Below are 20,870 nucleotides of genomic sequence, written 5' to 3' on the forward strand. Positions count from 1 at the left end.
ACCGGTCATGAACGAAGGGGCGGATGCTGCGGCATCCGCCCCTTCTGTCGTCTCCGCCCGAACTCCTGCGGCCGATCCGAACTTCTGCGGCCTCTGGCGCGTCGAATGGCCGCAGAACTCGGCCGTGGCCGCAGAACTTCGACAGCACCCGGGCATGAAAGAAGGCCCCAGAGTGGAGTCCGGGGCCTTCCGTTCAAGCGTAACTCAGATCAGAGAGCTTCGATACTTCGACTCGTCGCTGCGCTCCTCCCTCAGCAACCGGTCGGAGTCGCTTCGCGACTAGAGCGATTCGATCAGCGCACGCATCAGGTCAGCGGTCTCGGACGGCGTCTTGCCGACCTTGACTCCGGCGGCCTCGAGGGCCTCCTTCTTCGCCTGAGCGGTACCGGCCGAGCCCGAGACGATGGCGCCGGCGTGGCCCATGGTCTTGCCCTCGGGAGCGGTGAAGCCCGCGACGTAGCCGACGACCGGCTTCGTGACGTGCGCCTTGATGTAGTCGGCCGCGCGCTCTTCCGCGTCGCCGCCGATCTCGCCGATCATCACGATGGCCTTGGTCTCGGGGTCGGCCTCGAACGCGGCGAGCGCGTCGATGTGCGTGGTGCCGATGACCGGGTCGCCGCCGATGCCGATGGCGGTCGAGAAGCCGAGGTCGCGGAGCTCGAACATCATCTGGTACGTCAGGGTGCCCGACTTCGACACGAGGCCGATCGGTCCCTTGCCGGTGATGTTCGCCGGCGTGATGCCGACGAGCGCCTCACCGGGGGTGATGATGCCGGGGCAGTTCGGCCCGATGATGCGGGTCTTGTTGCCCTTGCTCTGCGCGTAGGCCCACGCCTCGGCCGAGTCGCCGACGGGCACGCCCTCGGTGATGACGACGAGCAGCGGGATCTCGGCGTCGATGGCCTCGACCATGGCGTCCTTCGTGAAGGCGCCCGGGGACGAAGGCGATCGACACGTCGGCGCCGGTCTCCTTCATCGCTTCGGCGACCGAGGCGAAGACGGGGAGCTCGACGGCGTTGCCGTCCTTGTCGGTGTGCGCGACCGTGGTGCCGGCCTTGCGGGCGTTCACGCCGCCGACGACCTGGGTGCCGGCCTTCAGCATGAGTGCCGTGTGCTTGGTGCCCTCGCCGCCAGTGATGCCCTGGACGATGACCTTGGAGTCCTTGTTGAGGTAGATCGACATATCTTCAGTCCTTGTGTCTCAGCGCCGGGTCAGGCGTTGGCGAGCTCGGCGGCCTTGTCGGCGCCCTCGTCCATGGTGGCGGCCAGGGTGACGAGCGGGTGCGCGTACTCGGCGAGGATCGCGCGACCCTCGTCGACGCGGTTGCCGTCGAGACGCACGACGAGCGGCTTGGATGCCGTGGCACCGAGCGTCTCGAGGGCGCCCTTGATGCCGTTCGCGACGGCGTCGCACGCCGTGATGCCGCCGAAGACGTTGACGAACACGCTCTTGACCTGCGGGTCGCCGAGGATGACGTCGAGGCCGTTGGCCATGACCTCGGCCGAGGCGCCGCCGCCGATGTCGAGGAAGTTGGCCGGCTTCACGCCGCCGTGGTTCTCGCCGGCGTAGGCGACGACGTCGAGCGTCGACATGACGAGGCCCGCGCCGTTGCCGATGATGCCGACCTGGCCGTCGAGCTTGACGTAGTTCAGCCCGCTCTTCTTGGCCTTGGCCTCGAGCGGGTCTGCCGCGTCCTTGTCCTCGAGCGCTTCGTGCTCGGGGTGACGGATCTCGGAAGCGTTCTCGTCGAGCGTGACCTTGCCGTCGAGGGCGACGATGTCGCCGTCTTCGGTGCGGACCAGCGGGTTGACCTCGACCAGCGTCGCGTCCTCACCCTTGTAGACGTCGTAGAGCTTCACGAAGACGTCGGCGACCTTCTCGACCAGGTCTTCGGGGAAGTTCGCCGCGCGAGCGATCTCGACGGCCTTCTCCTTGTCGATACCCGTGAGCGGGTTGACCTCGACGCGCGCCAGCGCCTCGGGGCGTTCCACCGCGAGCTCCTCGATCTCCATGCCGCCCTCGACCGAGCAGAGGCTCAGGTAGGAGCGGTTGGCGCGGTCGAGCAGCACCGAGAAGTAGAACTCCTCAGCGATGCGGGCGCCCTGGGCGACCATCACGCGCTTGACGATGTGGCCCTTGATGTCGAGACCGAGGATGGCCTTGGCCGCCTCGTACGCCTCGTCGGGGGTCTTGGCGACCTTGACGCCGCCCGCCTTTCCACGGCCGCCGGTCTTCACCTGAGCCTTGACGACGACCACTCCGCCGATCTTCTCGGCTGCCGCCCTCACCTCTTCCGGTGTGTCCGCGACGATGCCGGCGAGGACCGGCACTCCGTACTTCTCGAAAACGTCTCGTGCCTGGTACTCGTACAGATCCACTGTGGTTCCTTCACTGGGCTGCTGTCTGGTAATTCTCTCGATGTCGAGACATCGACCAGTCCCCCAGCCTACTACCTCGGCCTGGGCGGACCCCGCGCGGAGGCCTGCGGCATATCGGATCGTTCCCGCCGATTTCACGACCGATTGCGCAATCGCGGCGACGTCCTAGGCTTTCGCTATGCGAGACTTCCCCGAACCGCGCGCCGCCGTCGTCGCCGCAGCCCTCGAGCTCTTCCAGGCCCAGGGGTTCGAGCAGACCTCCGTGGAGCAGATCGCCAAGGCCGCCGGCGTCTCGCGATCGACCTTCTTCCGCCAGTTCGGCGGCAAAGAGGACGTGGTCTTCGCCGACCACGAGGTGCTGCTCGAGCGACTGAAGGAGTTCCTCGCCGAAGGGCACGAAGACCCCTGGGGCGCCGTGTGCGCGGCATCCGAATCGGTCTTCGCCCACTTCGCGAACGACCCCGACCTCGCCCGTCGCCGCTATCAGGTCGTGCGCCAGGTGCCGGTGCTGCGCGAGCGCGAGATCATCACGGTGTTCCGCTACGAGCGACTGTTCGACGACTACCTGCGCGGGGCGCTGCTCGGGGTCGATCCGCTCGACGCCGTCGGGTTCGCGGCGCTCGTGACCGCGGTCCACAACCATGTCCTGCGCCAGCTGCTGCGCGGCAAGAAGAAGGTGCCGCTGTCGACGCTGCAGACGGCGCTGGCCGACGTCCGGCGGCGCTACGGCGTGGGCGAGGATGCTGCCGCCGGCGCTCCCGACGACGTCGTCGTAGCGGTCTTCCCGCGCTCGATGCCGATCGCCGAGGTCACCCGCCGCCTGCGTTCGAAGCTCGACTAGCGCCTGCGGGCACTCCGGGTCGTGAGACCGAGTATCGAGGAGTACGATACTTGGTGCCACGAAGGAGTCCCCATGAGCACCGAAGCCTCCCCCTTCCCCGGCGAGCGCGTCTCGTCTTACGACATCACCGGCCGTCAGGACAGCGACTACTACGCCGTCTTCACCGACATCCCCGCGGCCGACCGCGAAGCGTGGGACCGCGCGAAGGCCTACATCGAAGAGGTCGGCCCGCAGATGGCGGATGCCTGGGACCGGGCCGAGTACCCGCTCGAGGCCGCAAGACGCATGGGTGAGATGGACCTGGTCGTCGACGGCATCGAGCACCCCGCACTCACGCACCTCTCCCCTCTGGCCGCCGGACTCGTGAACATGGAGATCTCCCGAGGCGACGGCTCCCTCGGCACGATCCTCGCCGTGCAGGGCGGACTCGCGCTGCGCACGCTGGCGCTCTTCGGCTCACCCGCCCAACAGGAGAAGTGGCTCACCGCCCTTGCCGACGGCTCCGTCCTCGGCTCCTTCGCGCTCACCGAGCCCGACCACGGCTCGGACTCGGTCTCGCTCGAGACCGTCGCCCGTCGCGATGGAGACAGTTGGATCATCCGCGGTGCGAAGAAGTGGATCGGCAACGGCGCCTCGGGCGGGATCACGTTCGTGTGGGCCCGCGTGGATGACGAGTCGGCCGACGAGCACGGCGCCGTGCGGTGCTTCCTCGTCGAGCAGGACACCCCCGGGTACACCGGCTCGGTCATCACCGGGAAGGCCTCGCTGCGCGCCATCCACCAGGCGCACATCCGGCTCGACGGCGTGCGTGTGCCCCTCGATGCCGTTCTTCCCGGGGCGAAGAGCTTCCGCGACGCCTCGACCGTGCTCTACGCGACCCGCTCGGGCGTCGCCTGGTCGGCCCTCGGACACGCGACCGCCTGCTACGAGGCCTCCCTCGCCTACGCGAAGGCGCGCATCCAGTTCGGGAAGCCGCTGGCGAAGTTCCAGATGGTGCAGGAACGCCTGACCCACATGCTCGAAGACCTCACCGCGATGCAGCTCTACTGCCGCCGGATGGCCGACCTCGAGACGGCGGGTGAGCTGCGTCCGACCCAGGCGTCACTGGCGAAATTCCACAACACCCGCGCCGCACGCCGGGTCGCGTCGATCGCCCGCGATCTGCTCGGCGGCAACGGCATCCTGCTCGAGAACGGCGTCATGCAGCACATGGCCGACATCGAGGCGATACACACCTACGAGGGCACCGAGAGCGTGCAGGCGCTGCTGCTGGGCCGCGACATCACCGGGATGAGCGCGTTCGCCTGATCAGCTGCAGCCGCAGGCGCCGGCGGGCGTCTTCACCATGAAGCACACGTCGCAGGTGCCGTAGTCGCGCTCCGTCACGGGCGTCGGAGGACGCTCGCCGCGAGGTGCGGAGACACGAGGCGTGGTCGTGCGCTTCGGCTTGGGCTGGGCGATCGGCATGAACTCGGTCGGGTGGTTGACGTAGAAGTACGGCGCCCGACCCTCGCTCGGCTGCAGACGCAACGGCGTCGCGCCGATGACGAGACGCTCGTCCTCGGTGAAGCCGTTCGTGTAGGTACGACCGATGTGCAGGGGCGCGCCTTCGCCGCGGCGGATCGCCTCGATGTAGCGACCGCGGTCGATGTAGGAGCTGATGCCGATCGCGTCTACGAGCGCCGTGATGAACGCGTAGTTGGAGACGTCGATGCGGTGCGCGCGCAGCGCTTCGTTGAGCGAACGGTATGGACGGGAGGTGCCTGCGGGCGTCGGCCCCTGAACTTCTTTCATCCTCTCCAGGATCGCACGTCTGGAGCGCACCTTCGACCGCTTCTGTCCCGCGCGCGTGCAAGACTGGCGTCATGGCACGGGCGACGGTCATCGGTTCCGGTCCCAACGGACTCGCTGCCGCTGTCGCGCTCGCGCGCGGCGGCTATGAGGTGCGGGTGCTCGAGGCGGCGGAGACGGCCGGTGGCGGGGTGCGCACGCACGAGTCGACCCTGCCGGGCTTCCGCCACGACGTCTGCTCGGCCGTCCACCCTGCGGCCTTCGCCTCGCCGTTCCTCCGGGCCTTCGGGCTCGCCGAGCGCATCGAATGGATCCACCCGGAGATCTCCTACGCGCATCCGCTCGACGGCGGCCGCGCGGCGATCGCCTGGCGCGACATCGAACGCACCGCCGCAGCCCTCGGCGTGGACGAGCGGGCGTGGTTGTCGCGGGTGCGCCCGTTGAGCTCGCACATGGACGGGCTCGCCGACTTCACCGGCAACCAGCTGCTGCGCATCCCCCGGGACCCGATCACCGCGGTCCGCTATGCGATCCGGATGCTGGACCAGGGCACTCCGCTCGCCGCCCAGGCCTTCCTCACCGACGAGGCCGCGGCGTTGATGTCGGGTGTCGTCGCGCACGCCAACTCGCCGCAGCCGACGCTCGCGGGCGCCGCCGCAGGACTGCTGCTCGCCTCGCTGGCTCACGCGGGCGGCTGGCCGTATCCGCGCGGCGGGTCTCAGCGGATCGCCGACACGATGATCGCCGACCTCGAGGCCCACGGCGGGAGCATCGAGACCGGCGTTCGGGCGACGGATCTCGACGAGCTGGACTGGGGCGATGCTGCGCGCGGCGACATCCTCGTGCTCAACACCTCGCCGCGGCTCGCGCTGACCCACCCGGACGTGCCGTCGGGATATGCCCGGAGTATCAGGGCGTACCGATACGGCCCGGGGGCGGCGAAGGTGGACTTCGCACTCGACGGACCGATCCCCTGGGCGAACCCTGAGGTGGCGAAGGCACCGACCGTGCACCTCGGCGGCACCAGGGCCGAGATCTGGGCGAGCGAGAACGCCGTCGCGGCCGGACGGGTGAGCGATCGACCCTACGTGCTGGCGGTGCAGCCGTCGGTGCTCGACGCGACGCGTGCGCCCGAGGGCAAGGCGGTGCTGTGGGCGTACATCCACGTACCGAACGGATCGGAGCTCGACCCGACCGAGCTCATCACCGCACAGGTGGATCGCTTCGCGCCCGGCTTCCGCGACCGCATCCTCGCCCACCACGCCGTCCCCGCGTCGTCGCGAGAGGCGATCAACCCGGCCGAGATCGGCGGCGACATCTCCGGCGGCGTGTTCGACATCCGTCAGGCGCTCCGTCGTCCTGTCCTTTCGCCGTCGCCCTGGCGCACGCCGATGCGCGGGGTCTATCTCGCCTCGGCCTCGACCCCGCCCGGGCCCGCGGTCAACGGCATGGCGGGATGGCACGCGGCCCGCACGGCTCTGCGCGATGCGGGTCGACCCGCCGAGCTCGACGACCTGTTCGGCTGACCCGGCGCCCCTTCCGCGACGGGTCGCCCGCGGCCAGGATGGGAGCATGCGCTACGACATCCCCGCCCCGATGCTCGCGAAGGCCACGCCGTCGGTGCCCGACCCGGCGAAGACGTCCGGCGGGCTGCTGTTCGAGCCGAAGTGGGACGGCTTCCGCGGACTCATCGCGTGGGACGGCGAGACGGTCGAGATCGGTTCCCGCGGCGCGAAGCCGCTCACCCGCTACTTCCCCGAGTTGGTCGAGGCGATTCCCGAGCTGCTGCCGGGCCCGTGCCTCCTCGACGGCGAGATCGTGGTCGCGACCGGGCCCGAAGGCGCGCAGCGCCTCGACTGGGAGGCACTCAGCCAGCGCATCCACCCGGCGGCTTCACGCGTCGCCAAGCTCGCGGCGGAGACACCGGCCATGTTCATCGCGTTCGACCTGCTCGCCGACGGCGACGACGACCTGCTCTCGGAGTCGTTCGAGACCCGGCGCGCCCGGCTCGAGTCGGTGATGGAGGGTGTCGAACACCCCTTGCACATCACCCGCACCACCAGGGATCGCGATGCGGCGGTCCGGTGGCTCGCGGAGTTCGAGGGCGCGGGTCTCGACGGCGTGGTCGCGAAGCCGCTCGACCAGCCGTACGCGCCCGGCAAGCGCACCCTGTTCAAGATCAAGCATGCCCGCACCGCCGACGTCGTCGCGCTCGGCTACCGCATCCACAAGTCCGGTTCCGGGGTGGGCTCGTTGCTCGTGGGGCTCTACGACGACGACGGGACTCTGCGCCAGGTCGGCGGGGTCGCGGCGTGGAGTGACGTGATGCGCCAGCGACTCGTCGAGGAACTCGCACCGCTCGTGGAGCGCGACGAGAGCGGTGGCGCCGTGACCGGCGAGAGCGAGCGGTCGCGATTCGCCGGATCGAAGGACACCTCGTTCGTGCGGCTGCGGCCCGAGCGCGTGCTCGAGGTCCGGTACGACCAGCTCGAGGGCGATCGGTTCCGACACACCGTGCAGTTCGATCGATGGCGTCCCGACCGCGACGCCCGCTCGTGCACGTACGACCAGCTCGACACCGTCGCCGGCTACGACCTCGCCGACGTCTTGGCGTAAGGGGCCTCAGTCGTCGACGGCGTTGCCGTCGGCATCCCAGTTCTCGGCGACCTTCTTGCTCGGCTGAACGCGCGGCGGCTCCCCCGGCATCTTCGGGAACTCGGGCGGGAACGGCAGCTCCCCCAGGCCGTTCTCCTTGTCGCGCTCCCACCACTCGAGCAGTGTGTCGATGCGACCGGGCGACTTCTGCATGTCCGCCCACGGATCGCCGGCCTCGGCGAGGCGCTGCGGGATGCTGCGCACGGTGAACATCGTCGGGTCGAGGTCGTCCAGCTCCTCCCACTGCACGGGCGTCGACACCGTCGCCCCGGGCAGTGCCCGCGGACTGTACGCACCGGCCATGGTCCGGTCACGGTTGGCCTGGTTGAAGTCGACGAAGATCCGCTCCCCTCGCTCCTCCTTCCACCAGTTCGTGGTCACCTGCTCCGGCATCCGTCGCTCCAGCTCGCGGCCCGCCGCGATCACGGCGTGCCGCACATCGAGGAACTCGTGCGTCGGCTCGATCGGCGCGAAGATGTGCAGGCCGCGGTTGCCGCTGGTCTTCGCGAAGGCCTCCAGCCCTGCCTCCTTCAGCACCTCGCGCAGCGCATGAGCGGCCGTCACTGCATCCGCGAAGTCCGTGCCCGGCTGTGGATCGAGGTCGATGCGCAACTCGACCGGGTTGTCGGGATCCGTGGCCAGCGACGCCCAGGGGTGGAACACGATCGTGTTCATCTGCACGGCCCAGACGATGGCGCTCGTGCGGTTGAGCACGATCTGCGGATGCTGGCGACCACTGTTGTAGGTCATCATCTCGGCGTCGACGAAGTCGGGAGTGCCCTTGGGCGGGTTCTTCGAGAAGAACCCCTCCTTGCGCGGCTCTCCCGCCGCCTCGATGCCGTCGCGGAAGCGCTCGAGCGACACCGCCCTGTTGCCGTTCGCGGACAGGAACGGGGTGGAGACGAGCTGCACATACTCTGCCAGCTCTGCCTTGGTGATGCCGAGGTCCGGCCACACCACCCGGTTCGGGCTGGAGAGAGCGACCTCGCGCTCTCCATCGGAATCGGCGACGGTCAGGGTCACGCGTTCGGAGGCCATGCTCCGACCCTAGAGCGCACGCCTGCGGCGCGGAAGCCTCTCAGTCGCTGAGATCGACGGCCAGCACCAGCACCGGTGCGAGCGCGTCCCGCTCGACCACGATCGACGGCCCGGCGGAGTCGACGATCACGCCGGCCATCTCCGGGTGGGTGGAGATCACCTTCGCCAGTTGCTCCGGCTCGAAAGGAAGCGGGCGATCGCCGCGCCCGAGCGCGAGCACCTCGAGCGGGTGCGAGAAGAGCTGCAGGAACCGCCTGCCGTCCGTCGTCTGGGCCTCGGCGATACCGACCTGCCCGTTGCCGTTGCCGTCGTTCACGGCGACCCACATGCGTTTGTTCGCGAGCGCCTCGCCGACCTTCACGGTCGAATCCTGCTCGCGCGGTGCGGCGAGGATGCTCTTGACCGTCATCTCGAGATCGGCCTGGTCGAGCGTCTTCTGCAGCAGCTCGGTGGGGAACACGACACGATTCGGTGCGGAGGCGTTGTCGATGATCAGACCGGCGAAGTCTCCTGTGACGACCTGCTGCAGAACAGACGTGACCGGTTGCGCGACCGCCGAGGTCGCGGTCGGGTCGTCATCCAGCTTCACCGAATCGCGCACGGCACCCGCCGAGCTGAACGCGAGCATGAACTGCCGCTCGCCGTCACGGACCACCGCGACCGCCAGCGGCTTGCCCTCGGCGATCTGCGCGCGGGCGTCGCCGACCACGCGGATGTACAGGTGCCCCTGAAGCGCCTGCCGCATCACGCCGAGCAGCTGCTCGTTCGTCGCACCGGCCTCGACCTCTTTGAGGGCCTCGCGCAGCAGGACGTTGTCCTTCATGCCGGTGACGGTCTCGGTCTGCTCAGGAGGAAGGAGCGGAGCGAGGGGAAGCCGCCGGTCGACGGGCGTCGCGAGCTGCGGGCTCGTGCGCTGCTGCTCTGCGGGGCGCGGGGCGGGAGCTGCCGGTGCGGCCTCGGGGTCCGGGAGGGCGACCTCGGGTCCGGCATCGGCGCCCACGCCTCGGAACGCCTGCACCGAGATGCCGATGGAGGGAGCGGCGGTGTCCGGCTGGTCGGCCGTCGCGCTCGCATCGGTTTCCGTCGGAGTGCTCGACTCGGACTCGGGGGCGTCTGCTGCCGGGGCGACGGCATCGTCGCTGGACTTCTTGCGGCGGGAGAAGAGGGCCATATCAGCCAGCCTAACCCGGTCGGGCGGGCACGACGCGCGGACCCCGTGCCAGGATGCGCGGGGCCGAAGCCGGACTAGATCTTCTCGATCGGTGCGACCTTGATGAGGAGCTTCTTCTGCCCCGCACTGTCGAACCGCACGTGGGCGATGCGCTTCGCACCCTCGCCGGTCACGGCATCTACACGGCCCTCGCCGAAGTCGGAGTGCCGGATGCGGTCGCCCGCGGTCAGCTCGAGATCGCCGTTGTCGCGCATCTTGGCCGTGACGCGATTGGGGAACTTGTCCATCGCCGTCGACAGGGGCTTGAGCGAGTCCCTGCCCGGCAGCGCCTTGACGCCGAACCGGTCATTCGACCCCGAGCCCGATCCCGAGCCGCCGTACCCGCCGCCACGACGCGCGTTCAGCGCGCGCGACTGCATGCCGCCTCGGGAGTTCACGTCTCCGGGCGACTGCCGCCAGTCGATCAGTCCGGCCGGGATCTCCTGCAGGAACCGACTGGGCATGGCGACCGTGACCTCGCCGAACTGGGCCCGGGTCATCGCCAGAGAGAGGTGCAGACGCTTGCGGGCGCGGGTGATCCCGACGTAGAACAGTCGCCGCTCCTCCTGCGGGCCACCCGGCTCCCCCGCCGAGATGCGGTGCGGGATGAGGTCTTCCTCGACGCCGGTCACGAACACCGCGTCGTATTCGAGGCCCTTGGCGGTATGCATCGTCATCAGCGAGACGGTTCCGGACTCGTCGTCGAGGTCGTCGGCATCCGACACGAGGGCGACCTCGGTGAGGAAGTCGACGATCGTGCCCTCCGGGTTGTTGCGTGCGAAGTCGCGGGCGACGGCGACGAACTCGTCGAGGTTCTCGACGCGCGCCTCGTCCTGCGGATCGCGGCTGGCGCGGAGCGCGTCGAGGTAGCCGCTCTTGGAGAGCAGCAGACTCAACCCGTCGGCGACGGTGGTGGGTGCAGGAAGCTCTCCGGATGCCGGGAGCATGATCGCCGTGGCCTCGGCGAGGACGGTGTCGAGGTGTGCGATCGCCGCCTGGATCTTCGGTCCGAACCCGAGCTGCGAGGAGTTCGCGAGGGCATCTCGGAAGGTGATGTCGTGCTCTTCCGCGAACCGTGCGATCGCAGTCTCGGTGACATCGCCGATGCCGCGGCGCGGCTTGTTCAGGATGCGCCGCACCGACATCTCGTCAGCCGGATTGGCGACGGCCACGAGATACGCGAGGGCGTCCTTGATCTCGGCGCGCTCGTAGAACTTCGTGCCGCCCATGATCTTGTACGGCACGGCGGACCGGATGAAGATCTCCTCGAGCGCACGGGACTGCGAGTTCGTGCGGTAGAAGACGGCCATCTCGGAGTACGGCATGCCCGCACGGCGCAGCGCGTCGATCTCGTCGGCCACGAACTGGGCCTCGTCGTGCTGCGAGTAGCCGGTGAAGCCGATGATGGCGTCGCCGTCGCCCTTGTCGCTCCAGAGTTTCTTGTCCTTGCGATCGAAGTTGTTGCCGATCACGGCGTTCGCCGCAGACAGGATGTTCTGGGTGGAGCGGTAGTTCTGCTCGAGCAGCACCACGCGCGCGCCGGGGAAGTCGCGCTCGAACTCGCTGATGTTACGGATGTCGGCCCCGCGGAAGGCATAGATCGACTGGTCGGAGTCACCGACGACCGTGAGCGAGGCGCCACCTTCATCGGCACCCGCCGTCGAGGGCTCCGGCTCGAAGATCATCATGCCGTTCGAGGCATACGGGTCGGCACCCTGGCCCGACACGGGCCGAGTGAGCTCATGGATCAGTGCATACTGGGCGTGGTTGGTGTCCTGGTACTCATCGACCAGGATGTGCCGGAACCGGCGGCGATAGGTGTCGGCGACCTGCGGGAAGGCTCGGAACAGGTAGACCGTCTGTCCGATCAGGTCGTCGAAGTCGAAGGCATTGGCCTTCCGCAGTTGGCGCTGGTAGTCGGCGAAGAGCTCGACGAATTTGCGCTCCACCGGGTCGCTCATGTTGGCCTGGCGCGCGTAGGACTCAGCGTCGGAGAGCTCGTTCTTCAGCTTCGAGATTCGCCCCATCACCGAGGCCGGGGTGAGTCCGTACGCGTCGGCCTCATGCTCTTTCACCAACCGCTTGAGGAGAGCACGGGTGTCGCCCGAGTCATAGATGGTGAACGACTTCGTGAAACCGAACTGCTCCGCCTCGCGGCGCAGGATGCGCACGCATGCCGAGTGGAACGTCGAGATCCACATGCCGCGCGCCGCGTCGCCGATGAGCCCGGCGACCCGCTCGCGCATCTCGCCGGCCGCCTTGTTGGTGAAGGTGATCGCGAGGATCTGGCTCGGCCAGGCCTCGCGGCCTCGCAGCAGCGACGCGATGCGCCGGGTGAGCACGCTCGTCTTGCCCGATCCGGCGCCCGCGACGATGAGCAGTGCGGGTCCGCGATAAGTGACGGCCTCGAGCTGCTGCGGGTTCAATCCGGCGAGGAGGTCGTCCTGTCCCTCGGCCCCAGGAGAGCGGGGGCCGACGGTTCCGGGAACGATGAGAGGGGCTTCGGTCATGGCCTTATGAGTCTAAGCGTCGGCTCCGACACTGCGGCACGGGCACAGGAGCCGAGGGCGTGAGAAGAGGGGCGCGCGGCAGGCAGCCGCGCGCCCCTCTCTCAGCAACAGTCGGATCAGACCGTGCGCCGACGGCGCCCGAATGCGACGCCGCCGGCGACGAGGAGCATCAGCGCCAGCGCGATCGCGCCGACCGGCACTTCGGAGCCCGTGGTGGCGAGACCGCCCGCTTCTGTGGCGATGCGGATGTCCGCCCAACCGAGCAGTGCGCCGTCGGCGGCGTAGACCGCGATCCGGTGGGCGCCGAGCGCGGCATCCGACGGGATCGTGACGGAGATCGCTCCGGATGCCGAGAGGCTGCCGATCGCGATCCGCTGCGGGTCGGAGTACAGCCACACCGCGACATCGTCGCGCGCAGCATCCGGTCCGACCGTGATCGTGACCTTCTGCCCGCGCGTCGCGACGGCAGGGTCGACCGTCACGCCGTTGCGGTTCCCCTCGACCAGACCCGTGCCCGGAAGCGGGGGCTTCTCGCCGCCCGGGTTCTCGCCCGGGTTCTCGTCGTCGACGCCCGGCAGCGTGCCGGTGCGCAGCGCCTCGGAGGCGAAGCCGTCGGCGAACCACCAGACCGGGCGCTGGCCGTCGACCGACAGCGAGGCCGGTGCCGTGGCGAAGCCCTCGTTGTTGATGTCGGGCATTCCTGCCGGACGCGCGAAGTGCGCGAGACCCGGCTTCGCGGTGCCGTTCAGCGTGATCTCCGCTGAGCGCCCGCCGCAGCCGTCGTCGCAGACCGCCCACAGGCTGTCGCGCACGCTGTCGTAGTCGAGGCCCATGACGCCGGTGAGACCGGGGGCGATCTCGGACACCAGGGTCGCGGTGCCGTCTCCGGCGAGCGCGAAGGCGTAGACGTGACCGTTGTCCTCGACCGCGACGAAGAACAGCCCGCCGCCGTGCTCGGCGTAGTCCGCGGGGTCATAGGCGGCGGCGGTGTTGTCGTCGAAGAGCGCACCGGCGAGCGCGGAGTCCGGCACCCACTGCACCGCCTCCATGCCGAGGTTCGCTCCGACGGCGGGGAGCAGGGCGGTGAGGTCCCACTCCTGCTGGGCGACGAGGTCGCCGGCCGCGGCATCCGGGTCCACCTTCAGCACGACGTTCTGGTTCACGCCCTTGGCGCTGTTGTCACGCTCGGAGGCGACGTAGACGTCTCCGGCACCGTCGACCGTGATGCCTTCGGTGTCGGGGCCTGCAGCGCCGGGGTTCGCGGCATCCTTCTGGAAACGCACCCGCTTGCCCTCGTCCCAGCCGTCGACCTTCTCGACGGAACCGTCGGCGTGCGCCTCGAGCTTCCAGATGCGCCCCTCGCCGTTGTCGACCGCCCAGAGGAACGCGCCGTCGGCGGTCTCCTGCACGTCGAGGCCCGAGCTGTCCTCGAGGAACGTCGGGGTGCTGTCCAGCACGCGCACGTCCGCGGAGCCGGGCCACGGCGCCACCGTGATCTCGCCGGCGCAGACGTTCGCGGCACCCTTGGTCGCTTCGGCCGTGACCGCGAACACGCCCGTGGTGTCGGGGCAGCGCCCCCACGTCGTCGCCGCGTGGCCCTCGCCCCAGCTGGTCTCGTCGATGAGTAGGTCGCCGTCGAACAGACGCACCTTGTCGCCACCGCCGAGTCCGTAGCCGAGCTGCTCGCGCTCGATCACGAGGAAGCCACCGGCAGCGATCGTGGTGTCGGCCGGGATCGCGTAGGAGTGCGCGTCGTCATCGTCCTTCACGACGATTCCGGACACGTCGAGCGCGGCATCCGTCGGGTTCACCAGTTCGACCCAGTCATCGGGCGAGCCGCCGTCGGACTCGACCTCGTTGATGCGCACCGGGTTTCCGCAGGCGTTGCGCAGCCCCTTCGTCGAGACGGCGATGTCGGTGAACTCCCCCGTGCCGTCGGCGCACCGCGCCCACACGCCGTCCGCGTGCGCGGTGTAGACGTGCTCGTCCACCGTGTTCTTGTTGGCGTCGCGGAGCGTGACGGTGTCACCGTTGCCGAGCCCGAAGCTGAAGTTCGCGGGCTGGTCGAACACGAGGTACGCGCCGGCTGCCAGCGTCGTGCCCGCCGGAAGCGGCGTGGTGTCGGCCGCATGCCCGTTCGGGTCGTTGTCCATCACGGACCAGCCGGAGACGTCGACGGCCGCGCCGCTGAGGTTCACGACCTCCACCCAGTCGGTGGTGTCGCCGTTCGACTCGATCTCGTTGATGAGCACGTCCGGCATCACGCACGAGTTCGTCGCACCCGGGGTGGGGTGGGCGAGCAGGAAGGCACCCTCGCCGTCGGGGCAGCGAGCGAGGGTCGCAGCGCCGAAGTCACCGTCGATCGCGGCGTGGCCGCTCCATGGGAGGGTGTCGTCGATCATCGCGCCGGTCGCGTCGTACAGCCGGATGCGGTCGGCGCTGCCGATGCCGATCGAGTCGCGGAATGCGGTCTCGACGCCGTCGACCAGTCCGATCGTGCCCTCCTCGACGACGAGGAACTGGCCGGCCTCGATCTTCGTGCCGGGCAGGAACTGCCAGCGGTGGTCGTCGGAGTTGTCGCGGATCTCGTATCCCGAGATGTCGAGCGCCTCGTCACCGGAGTTGTGGAACTCCACCCAGTCGGCAGGCTGCGAGTCGACCTCGTTGATCGCGATGGTCCCGGTCGTCGGAGTGACGGAGCATTCGTTCGCCGCTCCCGGAGTGGCGGCCGTCGCATGCGCCCACTCGCCGGTCCCGTCCGCGCAGCGCGCCCAGACCGACAGCGGTGCGGTGTTCTCGTACGCGTAGGAATCGATCACGGTCCCCGCCGGATCGAACAGGACGACCTCGTCGCCCTTACCCAGACCGAAGGGGAAGTCCGCGTCCTTCACCAGCACGAGGAACTCCCCCGGCGCCAGCGAAGTGCCCTCCGGCGCATGTCCGAAGGTGTCCCGCTTCTCGTCGGAGATGTACCAGCCGTCGAGATCGACGGTCTCCGTGCCCGCGTTGTAGAGCTCGACCTGGTCGGCGAGGCCGGTCGCGGCATCGTCGTAGACGATCTCATTCAGGACGAGACCGGGAGCGGCCGCGACACCTGCGATCTCTTCAGACGGACGGATGCCGGAATCGGCGCCGGTGGCGGCAAGGGGCGTGGCGATCAGGGCGGCGGCGCTCAATGCGAACACGGCCGTGACTGCCGCTGCATGGTGCAGGCGGGGCATGGAGGCTCCTGGGTCGGGCTCAGACGGGTAGGCCTCCAGACCACCGATGCCGCATGGCCGCAGGGGTACCCCTCGGTGCACGGCGGGTGAACGGGAGGTGTCCGTTCCCTTTCCTGGCCCTCCCGTGCCGGTCAGGCGATGCGGGTCCCCGGCGGCAGTCGCCTGGCCGGGGTGCGCGTGCGTGCCCAGGCGCCGGCGAAGAGCGAGCCCGCAATGACGACCTGCACCCCGAGCCCGACGAACCAGCTCGGAACCGTGGAATCGATCACATCCTCCGGCGTGCGATAGCCGCCGTCGGTGTCGCACTCATCCCAGCGCTGTTCGAGCGGGGACAGTTGAGCGCTGCGAACGCCGTACTTGATCTGCCCGAACAGGTCGACGGGATATCCCTCGGCCGCGAACTCGGTCGGCGTCGCATCGGCCAGCACGACGAACGGATTCGCCGCGAGCACCCACCAGACCAGATCGAACCTCGGCACCTCGTAGGTGGAGGTGTCCCAGTTCTCGCAGTCGACGTTGCCGGCGGAGTCGTAGGGCCGGCTGTAGCTCGTCGCCTCGCTCCGCACCGCCATCCCGCCGAGGGCGAACGCGATGAGGGTGCCGATCACGAGACCGGCGACCACCAGGTACGTCGTCGCGACCGAGAACAGCGGTCGCGCGATCAGGCCGCTCAGCCCCACACCGATCGCGGCGACGACGACGATCTCGACGGCGAGGACGAGGAGCGAGACGAGCAGCACCAGGGGGTTGGCGCCGCCGCCCAGCAGCGAGACCGCCAGGAAGGGCAGCGCGACGACGAGGAAGGCGCCTCCCGTTGCGATCGCCGCGATCAGCTTGCCGACCATGATGTCGCCTGTCGACACGGCGGTCACCTGGATCGCGGCAAGCGTCGCCGCGTCCCGATCACCGTTGATGGCATTGCCGCTGAGGGTGGGCGAGACCAGGACGACGAGGAGCAGAACGACGTTGACGACGATCGAGTACACGCCGGCTCCCACCGCATCGCCCCAGGAGTAGACGGCGAACGCGAGCACGGTGATACCGAGGAGGAGGACGGCGAACACGCCGAGGAGGATGTACCAGCTGACGCTGCGCAGGCGCTGGGTCAGCTCGAGCCGGGCGATCGTCCCGACGTGGGTGAGGCTCATGCGCCTGCCTCCGTTCCGTTCGACGGTGCTGCCGGCGGCGGCGGCGCGGTCGCCGGTGCAGCGGGCTGCGGATGCAGATTCAGGAAGGTGTGCTCGAGGGCGGTCTGCGCCGGTGCGAACTCCGCCACCGGCAGCCCCGCCTCGACCAGCCGACGCAGGGACTGCGCGGCCGCGTCCTCGCTCGCGAAGCCGACGAGCACCGCACCCCGGTCGGAGACCAGAGCGTCCGGCGAGAGCCCGAGACTCGACGCGACCTGCCAGGTGTCTGCGGCCATGCGTTCGGGAGAAGCGCCGGCGAGTCGGATCCGCCACCCGCGCACGATCGCCTGCGCCGGAGCCGCATCGACGACGGTGCCGGCGACGAGGAACACCGCGTCATCGACGACCTCCTCCAACTCCGAGAGGATGTGGCTGGAGATGAGCACGGTGCGCCCCTCGGAGGCGAAGCGGCGCAGGAGCACGCGGAGGTGTACGCGTGCTTCGGGGTCGAGTCCCGATGCGGGCTCGTCGAGGAGCAGCACCCGAGGGTCGTTGACCAGAGCCCTGGCGAGCCCGAGCTTCTGCTTCTGCCCGCGGGAGAGCACCTTGGCCGGGGAGTCCGCCAGATCGGTCAGCCCGACGAGGACGAGCAGCTGCTCGGCCCGGATCGCGGCCTCCGGTTTCGGGATGTCGTAGAGGCGTGCCGTGGTGACGATCGTCTCCCTGGCGGTCAGCGACGGCCAGGCGCCGAGGGCATCCGGCATCCATCCCAGCATCCGCCGCGCCGCAAGCGCATCCGTCGCGGGGTCGACACCGCCGATGCTGATGCTGCCGGAGTCCGGGGCGAGAAGCGATGCGAGCATCAGCAGCAGCGTGGTCTTGCCCGCGCCATTCGGCCCGACGAGTCCCGTCACACGGCCGGGCTCGGCTCGGAGAGTGGCGCCTCGGACGGCCTGCACGGCCCCGAACGCTCTGCTGACGTCTTGCACCACGATCCCGGTCATGCGGTCAGTCTGGCATCCGAATGCCCGCGAAACCGGGACCTCCGGGCGGATGCCCAGCCGAGCGGGGCGATGGGTGACAAAATCGGCTCATGCGCACGATCCTCAACGTCATCTGGGTCATCCTCGCCGGGTGGGCCCTGTTCCTCGGGTACATCCTCGCCGGGGTGCTGCTGTGCATCCCGATCGTCACGATCCCCTGGGCGATCGCATCGTTCCGGATCGCGCGCTACGCGATCTGGCCGTTCGGCCGTGAGGTCGTGAGCAAGCCGACGTCGGGCGTCGGGTCGTTCCTCGGCAACGTCCTCTGGGTGATCCTCGCCGGTTGGTGGCTGGCGATCGGGCACATCATCTCGGGCTTCCTGCTGTGCATCACCATCATCGGCATCCCGATGGGCATCGCCGACTTCAAGATGGTCCCCGTCTCGCTCGCGCCGCTGGGCAAGGAGATCGTGTCCACGCGTCGAGGAGCCTTCGACCGGACGCTCTGACGACCGAGTTCTGCGGCCGAGTTCTACGGCCGAGTTCTACGGCCGAGTTCTGCGGCTGATCGCACCTTCTGCGGCCGGATCGGCCGACACTGGCCGCAGAAGTTCGAAATGGCCGCAGAACCTGCGAGCCGGATCTCAGCGGCGGAAGAAGTCGACGCCCAGATCGGGGTGATCGACGAAGACGCCGTCCACCCCGGTGCGCGCGATGACGCCCCACTCGGCCTCGTAGTCCCCGAAAGCGCTGCGGCCCCCGGAACCGCGGAACTCCGCCGCGAGGAACGCGTTCTCCGGACGGCACGTCCACGTGAAGACCTTCAGGCCGCGTGCGTGGGCATCCGCGACGATCGAGTTGCCGCGGGCGAGGAGCATCTTCTTGTCGACGCTGATGCCGTCGAACCGTCCGACCAGCGCGTCGAGCCCCTCCGGGGTGACGGTCGCCCTGTAGGTGAGTGCTCGCTTGCCCTCGGCGACGAACAGGTCGTAGGGGCGGCCGGCCGCCTCGATCAGGTAGACGTAAGAGGCGACGATCCCGCGCGCACGCAGCTGGCCGAGCACGGTCGACTCGAAGCTCTCGATGATGAGGGGCAGCTCCCCGTCAGCCCAGCCGGCGTCCTTGAGCTCGCGCTCGATCAGCGGCGCCAGTTCGAGACCGATCGACGCGAAGTAGGTGGCGTGCTTCACCTCGAGCACCACGCCGATCTCCCGGCCGTGTTCGCGCGAGCCCTCCCGCACGATGTCGAGCACATCCGTGAGGCGCAGGATCGCCTGCGCATCGTCGAAGCTCGCGCTCGAGACCCGCACCTCGGGCAGTCGCTCGCGACTGCGCAGGGTCGACAGTTCCGCCCAGGTGAAGTCCTCGGTGAACCAACCGGTCAGCACCTCCCCGTCGACGCGCTTGGTCGTCTTGCGATCGGCGAACTCCGGATGCTGCGCGACATCGGTCGTGCCCGAGATCTCGTTCTCGTGCCGGACGACCAGCACACCGTCCTTGGTGGCGACCACGTCGGGCTCCACCGCGTCGATGCCCATCGCGAGAGCCAGCTCGTACGACGACCGGCTGTGCTCCGGACGGTAGCCGGGCGCGCCGCGATGCCCGATGACGAGGGGCGATTTCCTGGGCACGCTCTCAGCGTAGAACACCCCCTCCGCCGCCCCGCGCGAGTATCGTGGAGGAAAGCGACCTACGACCCCCTTTTGGAGTGAGGCCCACCATGAGCAACTTCGCCTTCAACAACCCGGCGTTCAAGCAGCAGGATCCGCGCAATGTCGCGACCTACCCGGGCGGACCTCAGGCCGCTCAGGGTGCGCAGAACGCCTCCCTTCAGCACGGCGCGATGGACGTCGCCGCCAACGCGCAGCTCGAGGGCATGTACGCCGCTCCTCCGGCTGGCGCCATCGAGACCGACCGCATGTCGGTCGAAGACACCGTCTGGAAGACGGTCGGCCTGTTCGGCATCCTTCTCGTCGCAGCCGCCGTCGGCTGGGTCTGGACGCTCGGCGGTCTCGCGGCCCCCGAGCGGGACCCGTACAGCAGCTTCGCGCCCAACTTGCTGCCGATGATCGTCGGAGCCCTCGGCGGTTTCGTGCTCGCCATGGTCATCATCTTCACCTCGCGCAAGACCGTCCGTCCGGCGCTGATCTTCGCCTATGCCGTGTTCGAGGGACTGTTCATCGGTGGCATCTCGGCCTTCTTCGAAGTGCGGTTCCCGGGCATCGTCGTGCAGGCCACCCTTGCCACCGTCTCGGTGGTCGGCGTCACGCTGGCGCTCTTCGCGAGCGGCAAGATCCGCGCGTCGAAGAAGGCGACGAAGATCTTCATGATCGCGATGGTCGGCTACCTGGTCTTCTCGCTGCTGAACCTCGTGCTCATGTGGACCGGTATCAACCAGAACGCCTTCGGACTCCGCAGCGTTGAGATCATGGGCATCCCGCTCGGCCTAATCATCGGCGTCTTCGTCGTCATCATGGCCGCCTACTCGCTGGTGCTCGACTTCGACCAGATCCAGCAGGGCGTCCGCAACGGCGCTCCGCGCAAGTTCGGCTGGATGGGTGCCTTCGGCATCATGGTCACGGTCGTCTGGCTCTACGTCGAGATCCTGCGCATCATCGCGATCGTCCGCAGCAACTGATCACGATCTGTTCGTCGAGAGGCCCGTCTCCCCTGGGGAGGCGGGCCTCTTGCCATACCCGGATGCCTCTGCGCAAGGGGATGCAGGAAATTCTCAACTGGTGAATAGTGGTGACACGAACTTCCGGCACCCCGGAAGTCCTACACAGTATGTAAGGAGCAGACCATGAGTTTCCTCGGATTCCTTCTTCTCGGTCTTATCGCCGGCGCCATTGCCAAGCTCATCCTCCCGGGTAAGCAGGGCGGCGGATGGATCGTCACGCTACTGCTCGGCGTCGTCGGTGCCTTCCTGGGCGGCTGGCTCGGATCCGTCATCTTCGGCGTCGGACTCGAAGAGTTCTGGAGCCTGCAGACCTGGCTTCTCGCCATCGGTGGAGCGATCATCGTGCTGCTGATCTACGGCCTGATCGTCGGCCGCGGCAACAAGGTCCGCGACTGACGCACATCGCATAGTCCCGCAGACAGACGCCCGCCCCGT

The 20,870-nt window shown here is 68.8% G+C and carries 16 protein-coding genes and 1 pseudogene; 7 read left to right on the top strand and 10 right to left on the bottom strand.

What is annotated here, in order from left to right:
• Nucleotides 1–279: 279 nt before the first annotated feature.
• A pseudogene (gene sucD / locus QFZ21_RS06215) lies at nt 280–1,183 on the bottom strand (succinate--CoA ligase subunit alpha).
• Nucleotides 1,184–1,212: 29 nt separating this feature from the next.
• Entirely contained in the window at nt 1,213–2,379 is a 1,167-nt protein-coding gene (gene sucC / locus QFZ21_RS06220) for an ADP-forming succinate--CoA ligase subunit beta (protein ID WP_307375540.1), read from the bottom strand.
• 178 nt (nt 2,380–2,557) lie between these two features.
• Here sucC and QFZ21_RS06225 point away from each other — a divergent pair, with 178 nt between their 5' ends.
• Entirely contained in the window at nt 2,558–3,220 is a 663-nt protein-coding gene (locus QFZ21_RS06225; RefSeq protein WP_307375541.1) for a TetR/AcrR family transcriptional regulator, read from the top strand.
• Between the two features lie 72 nt (nt 3,221–3,292).
• The gene (locus tag QFZ21_RS06230; protein ID WP_307375543.1) at nt 3,293–4,528 is read left to right on the top strand and encodes an acyl-CoA dehydrogenase family protein; all 1,236 of its coding nucleotides are present in this window, start codon (nt 3,293–3,295) and stop codon (nt 4,526–4,528) included.
• On the opposite strand, the gene QFZ21_RS06235 is transcribed toward QFZ21_RS06230, so the two are convergent.
• Entirely contained in the window at nt 4,529–5,014 is a 486-nt protein-coding gene (locus QFZ21_RS06235; protein WP_307375545.1) for a hypothetical protein, read from the bottom strand.
• 71 nt (nt 5,015–5,085) lie between these two features.
• Here QFZ21_RS06235 and QFZ21_RS06240 point away from each other — a divergent pair, with 71 nt between their 5' ends.
• Together QFZ21_RS06240 and QFZ21_RS06245 are read left to right on the top strand one after the other, a co-directional pair.
• Nucleotides 5,086–6,537, top strand: a complete 1,452-nt coding sequence (locus QFZ21_RS06240) for an NAD(P)/FAD-dependent oxidoreductase (RefSeq protein ID WP_307375547.1) — start codon at nt 5,086–5,088, stop codon at nt 6,535–6,537.
• Nucleotides 6,538–6,583: 46 nt separating this feature from the next.
• Nucleotides 6,584–7,627, top strand: a complete 1,044-nt coding sequence (locus QFZ21_RS06245; protein ID WP_307375550.1) for an ATP-dependent DNA ligase — start codon at nt 6,584–6,586, stop codon at nt 7,625–7,627.
• A gap of 6 nt (nt 7,628–7,633) precedes the next feature.
• Here the strand turns inward: QFZ21_RS06245 and ligD are convergent, their stop codons facing one another.
• The 6 genes from ligD to QFZ21_RS06275 form a co-directional block, all read right to left on the bottom strand.
• A complete protein-coding gene (gene ligD, locus QFZ21_RS06250; protein ID WP_307375552.1) occupies nt 7,634–8,704 on the bottom strand; it encodes a non-homologous end-joining DNA ligase in 1,071 nt (356 codons plus the stop codon).
• Between the two features lie 40 nt (nt 8,705–8,744).
• Nucleotides 8,745–9,875, bottom strand: a complete 1,131-nt coding sequence (locus QFZ21_RS06255) for an SseB family protein (RefSeq protein WP_307375554.1) — start codon at nt 9,873–9,875, stop codon at nt 8,745–8,747.
• A gap of 74 nt (nt 9,876–9,949) precedes the next feature.
• Nucleotides 9,950–12,424, bottom strand: a complete 2,475-nt coding sequence (locus tag QFZ21_RS06260) for an ATP-dependent helicase (protein WP_307375557.1) — start codon at nt 12,422–12,424, stop codon at nt 9,950–9,952.
• Between the two features lie 116 nt (nt 12,425–12,540).
• Entirely contained in the window at nt 12,541–15,645 is a 3,105-nt protein-coding gene (locus tag QFZ21_RS06265) for a lamin tail domain-containing protein (RefSeq protein WP_307375561.1), read from the bottom strand.
• A gap of 131 nt (nt 15,646–15,776) precedes the next feature.
• Nucleotides 15,777–16,793: an ABC transporter permease gene (locus QFZ21_RS06270; RefSeq protein ID WP_307375564.1), complete on the bottom strand. Its 1,017-nt coding sequence runs from the start codon at nt 16,791–16,793 to the stop codon at nt 15,777–15,779.
• On the bottom strand, nt 16,790–17,776 hold the full coding sequence (locus QFZ21_RS06275) for an ABC transporter ATP-binding protein (RefSeq protein ID WP_307375566.1): 987 nt from the start codon (nt 17,774–17,776) through the stop codon (nt 16,790–16,792). The genes QFZ21_RS06270 and QFZ21_RS06275 overlap by 4 nt, the downstream gene beginning before the upstream one ends.
• A gap of 89 nt (nt 17,777–17,865) precedes the next feature.
• Between QFZ21_RS06275 and QFZ21_RS06280 the strand changes: the two genes are divergently transcribed.
• The gene (locus QFZ21_RS06280) at nt 17,866–18,264 is read left to right on the top strand and encodes a YccF domain-containing protein (protein WP_307375570.1); all 399 of its coding nucleotides are present in this window, start codon (nt 17,866–17,868) and stop codon (nt 18,262–18,264) included.
• 135 nt (nt 18,265–18,399) lie between these two features.
• Here QFZ21_RS06280 and QFZ21_RS06285 read toward each other — a convergent pair whose 3' ends face one another.
• Nucleotides 18,400–19,386, bottom strand: a complete 987-nt coding sequence (locus QFZ21_RS06285; protein ID WP_307375574.1) for a glycerophosphodiester phosphodiesterase family protein — start codon at nt 19,384–19,386, stop codon at nt 18,400–18,402.
• An 89-nt stretch (nt 19,387–19,475) separates the two neighbouring features.
• Here QFZ21_RS06285 and QFZ21_RS06290 point away from each other — a divergent pair, with 89 nt between their 5' ends.
• Together QFZ21_RS06290 and QFZ21_RS06295 are read left to right on the top strand one after the other, a co-directional pair.
• Nucleotides 19,476–20,393, top strand: coding sequence for a Bax inhibitor-1/YccA family protein (locus tag QFZ21_RS06290; protein ID WP_307375577.1), 918 nt, complete (start codon nt 19,476–19,478; stop codon nt 20,391–20,393).
• Nucleotides 20,394–20,558: 165 nt separating this feature from the next.
• Nucleotides 20,559–20,831: a GlsB/YeaQ/YmgE family stress response membrane protein gene (locus tag QFZ21_RS06295; protein WP_307375579.1), complete on the top strand. Its 273-nt coding sequence runs from the start codon at nt 20,559–20,561 to the stop codon at nt 20,829–20,831.
• Nucleotides 20,832–20,870: the final 39 nt, after the last annotated feature.

The sequence above is a fragment of the Microbacterium sp. W4I20 genome (genome assembly GCF_030816505.1).
GTDB lineage: Bacteria > Actinomycetota > Actinomycetes > Actinomycetales > Microbacteriaceae > Microbacterium.

What these genes read in the sequence shown, in the direction of transcription:
- QFZ21_RS06245 (WP_307375550.1), top strand. Translation starts at nt 6,584, where the DNA reads ATGCGCTACGACATCCCCGCCCCGATGCTCGCGAAGGCCACGCCGTCG.
- QFZ21_RS06270 (WP_307375564.1), bottom strand. Translation starts at nt 16,793, where the DNA reads ATGAGCCTCACCCACGTCGGGACGATCGCCCGGCTCGAGCTGACCCAG.
- QFZ21_RS06290 (WP_307375577.1), top strand. Translation starts at nt 19,476, where the DNA reads ATGAGCAACTTCGCCTTCAACAACCCGGCGTTCAAGCAGCAGGATCCG.
- QFZ21_RS06225 (WP_307375541.1), top strand. Translation starts at nt 2,558, where the DNA reads ATGCGAGACTTCCCCGAACCGCGCGCCGCCGTCGTCGCCGCAGCCCTC.
- QFZ21_RS06295 (WP_307375579.1), top strand. Translation starts at nt 20,559, where the DNA reads ATGAGTTTCCTCGGATTCCTTCTTCTCGGTCTTATCGCCGGCGCCATT.
- QFZ21_RS06260 (WP_307375557.1), bottom strand. Translation starts at nt 12,424, where the DNA reads ATGACCGAAGCCCCTCTCATCGTTCCCGGAACCGTCGGCCCCCGCTCT.
- ligD (WP_307375552.1), bottom strand. Translation starts at nt 8,704, where the DNA reads ATGGCCTCCGAACGCGTGACCCTGACCGTCGCCGATTCCGATGGAGAG.
- QFZ21_RS06280 (WP_307375570.1), top strand. Translation starts at nt 17,866, where the DNA reads ATGCGCACGATCCTCAACGTCATCTGGGTCATCCTCGCCGGGTGGGCC.
- QFZ21_RS06235 (WP_307375545.1), bottom strand. Translation starts at nt 5,014, where the DNA reads ATGAAAGAAGTTCAGGGGCCGACGCCCGCAGGCACCTCCCGTCCATAC.
- QFZ21_RS06240 (WP_307375547.1), top strand. Translation starts at nt 5,086, where the DNA reads ATGGCACGGGCGACGGTCATCGGTTCCGGTCCCAACGGACTCGCTGCC.
- QFZ21_RS06275 (WP_307375566.1), bottom strand. Translation starts at nt 17,776, where the DNA reads ATGACCGGGATCGTGGTGCAAGACGTCAGCAGAGCGTTCGGGGCCGTG.
- QFZ21_RS06230 (WP_307375543.1), top strand. Translation starts at nt 3,293, where the DNA reads ATGAGCACCGAAGCCTCCCCCTTCCCCGGCGAGCGCGTCTCGTCTTAC.
- QFZ21_RS06265 (WP_307375561.1), bottom strand. Translation starts at nt 15,645, where the DNA reads ATGCCCCGCCTGCACCATGCAGCGGCAGTCACGGCCGTGTTCGCATTG.
- QFZ21_RS06255 (WP_307375554.1), bottom strand. Translation starts at nt 9,875, where the DNA reads ATGGCCCTCTTCTCCCGCCGCAAGAAGTCCAGCGACGATGCCGTCGCC.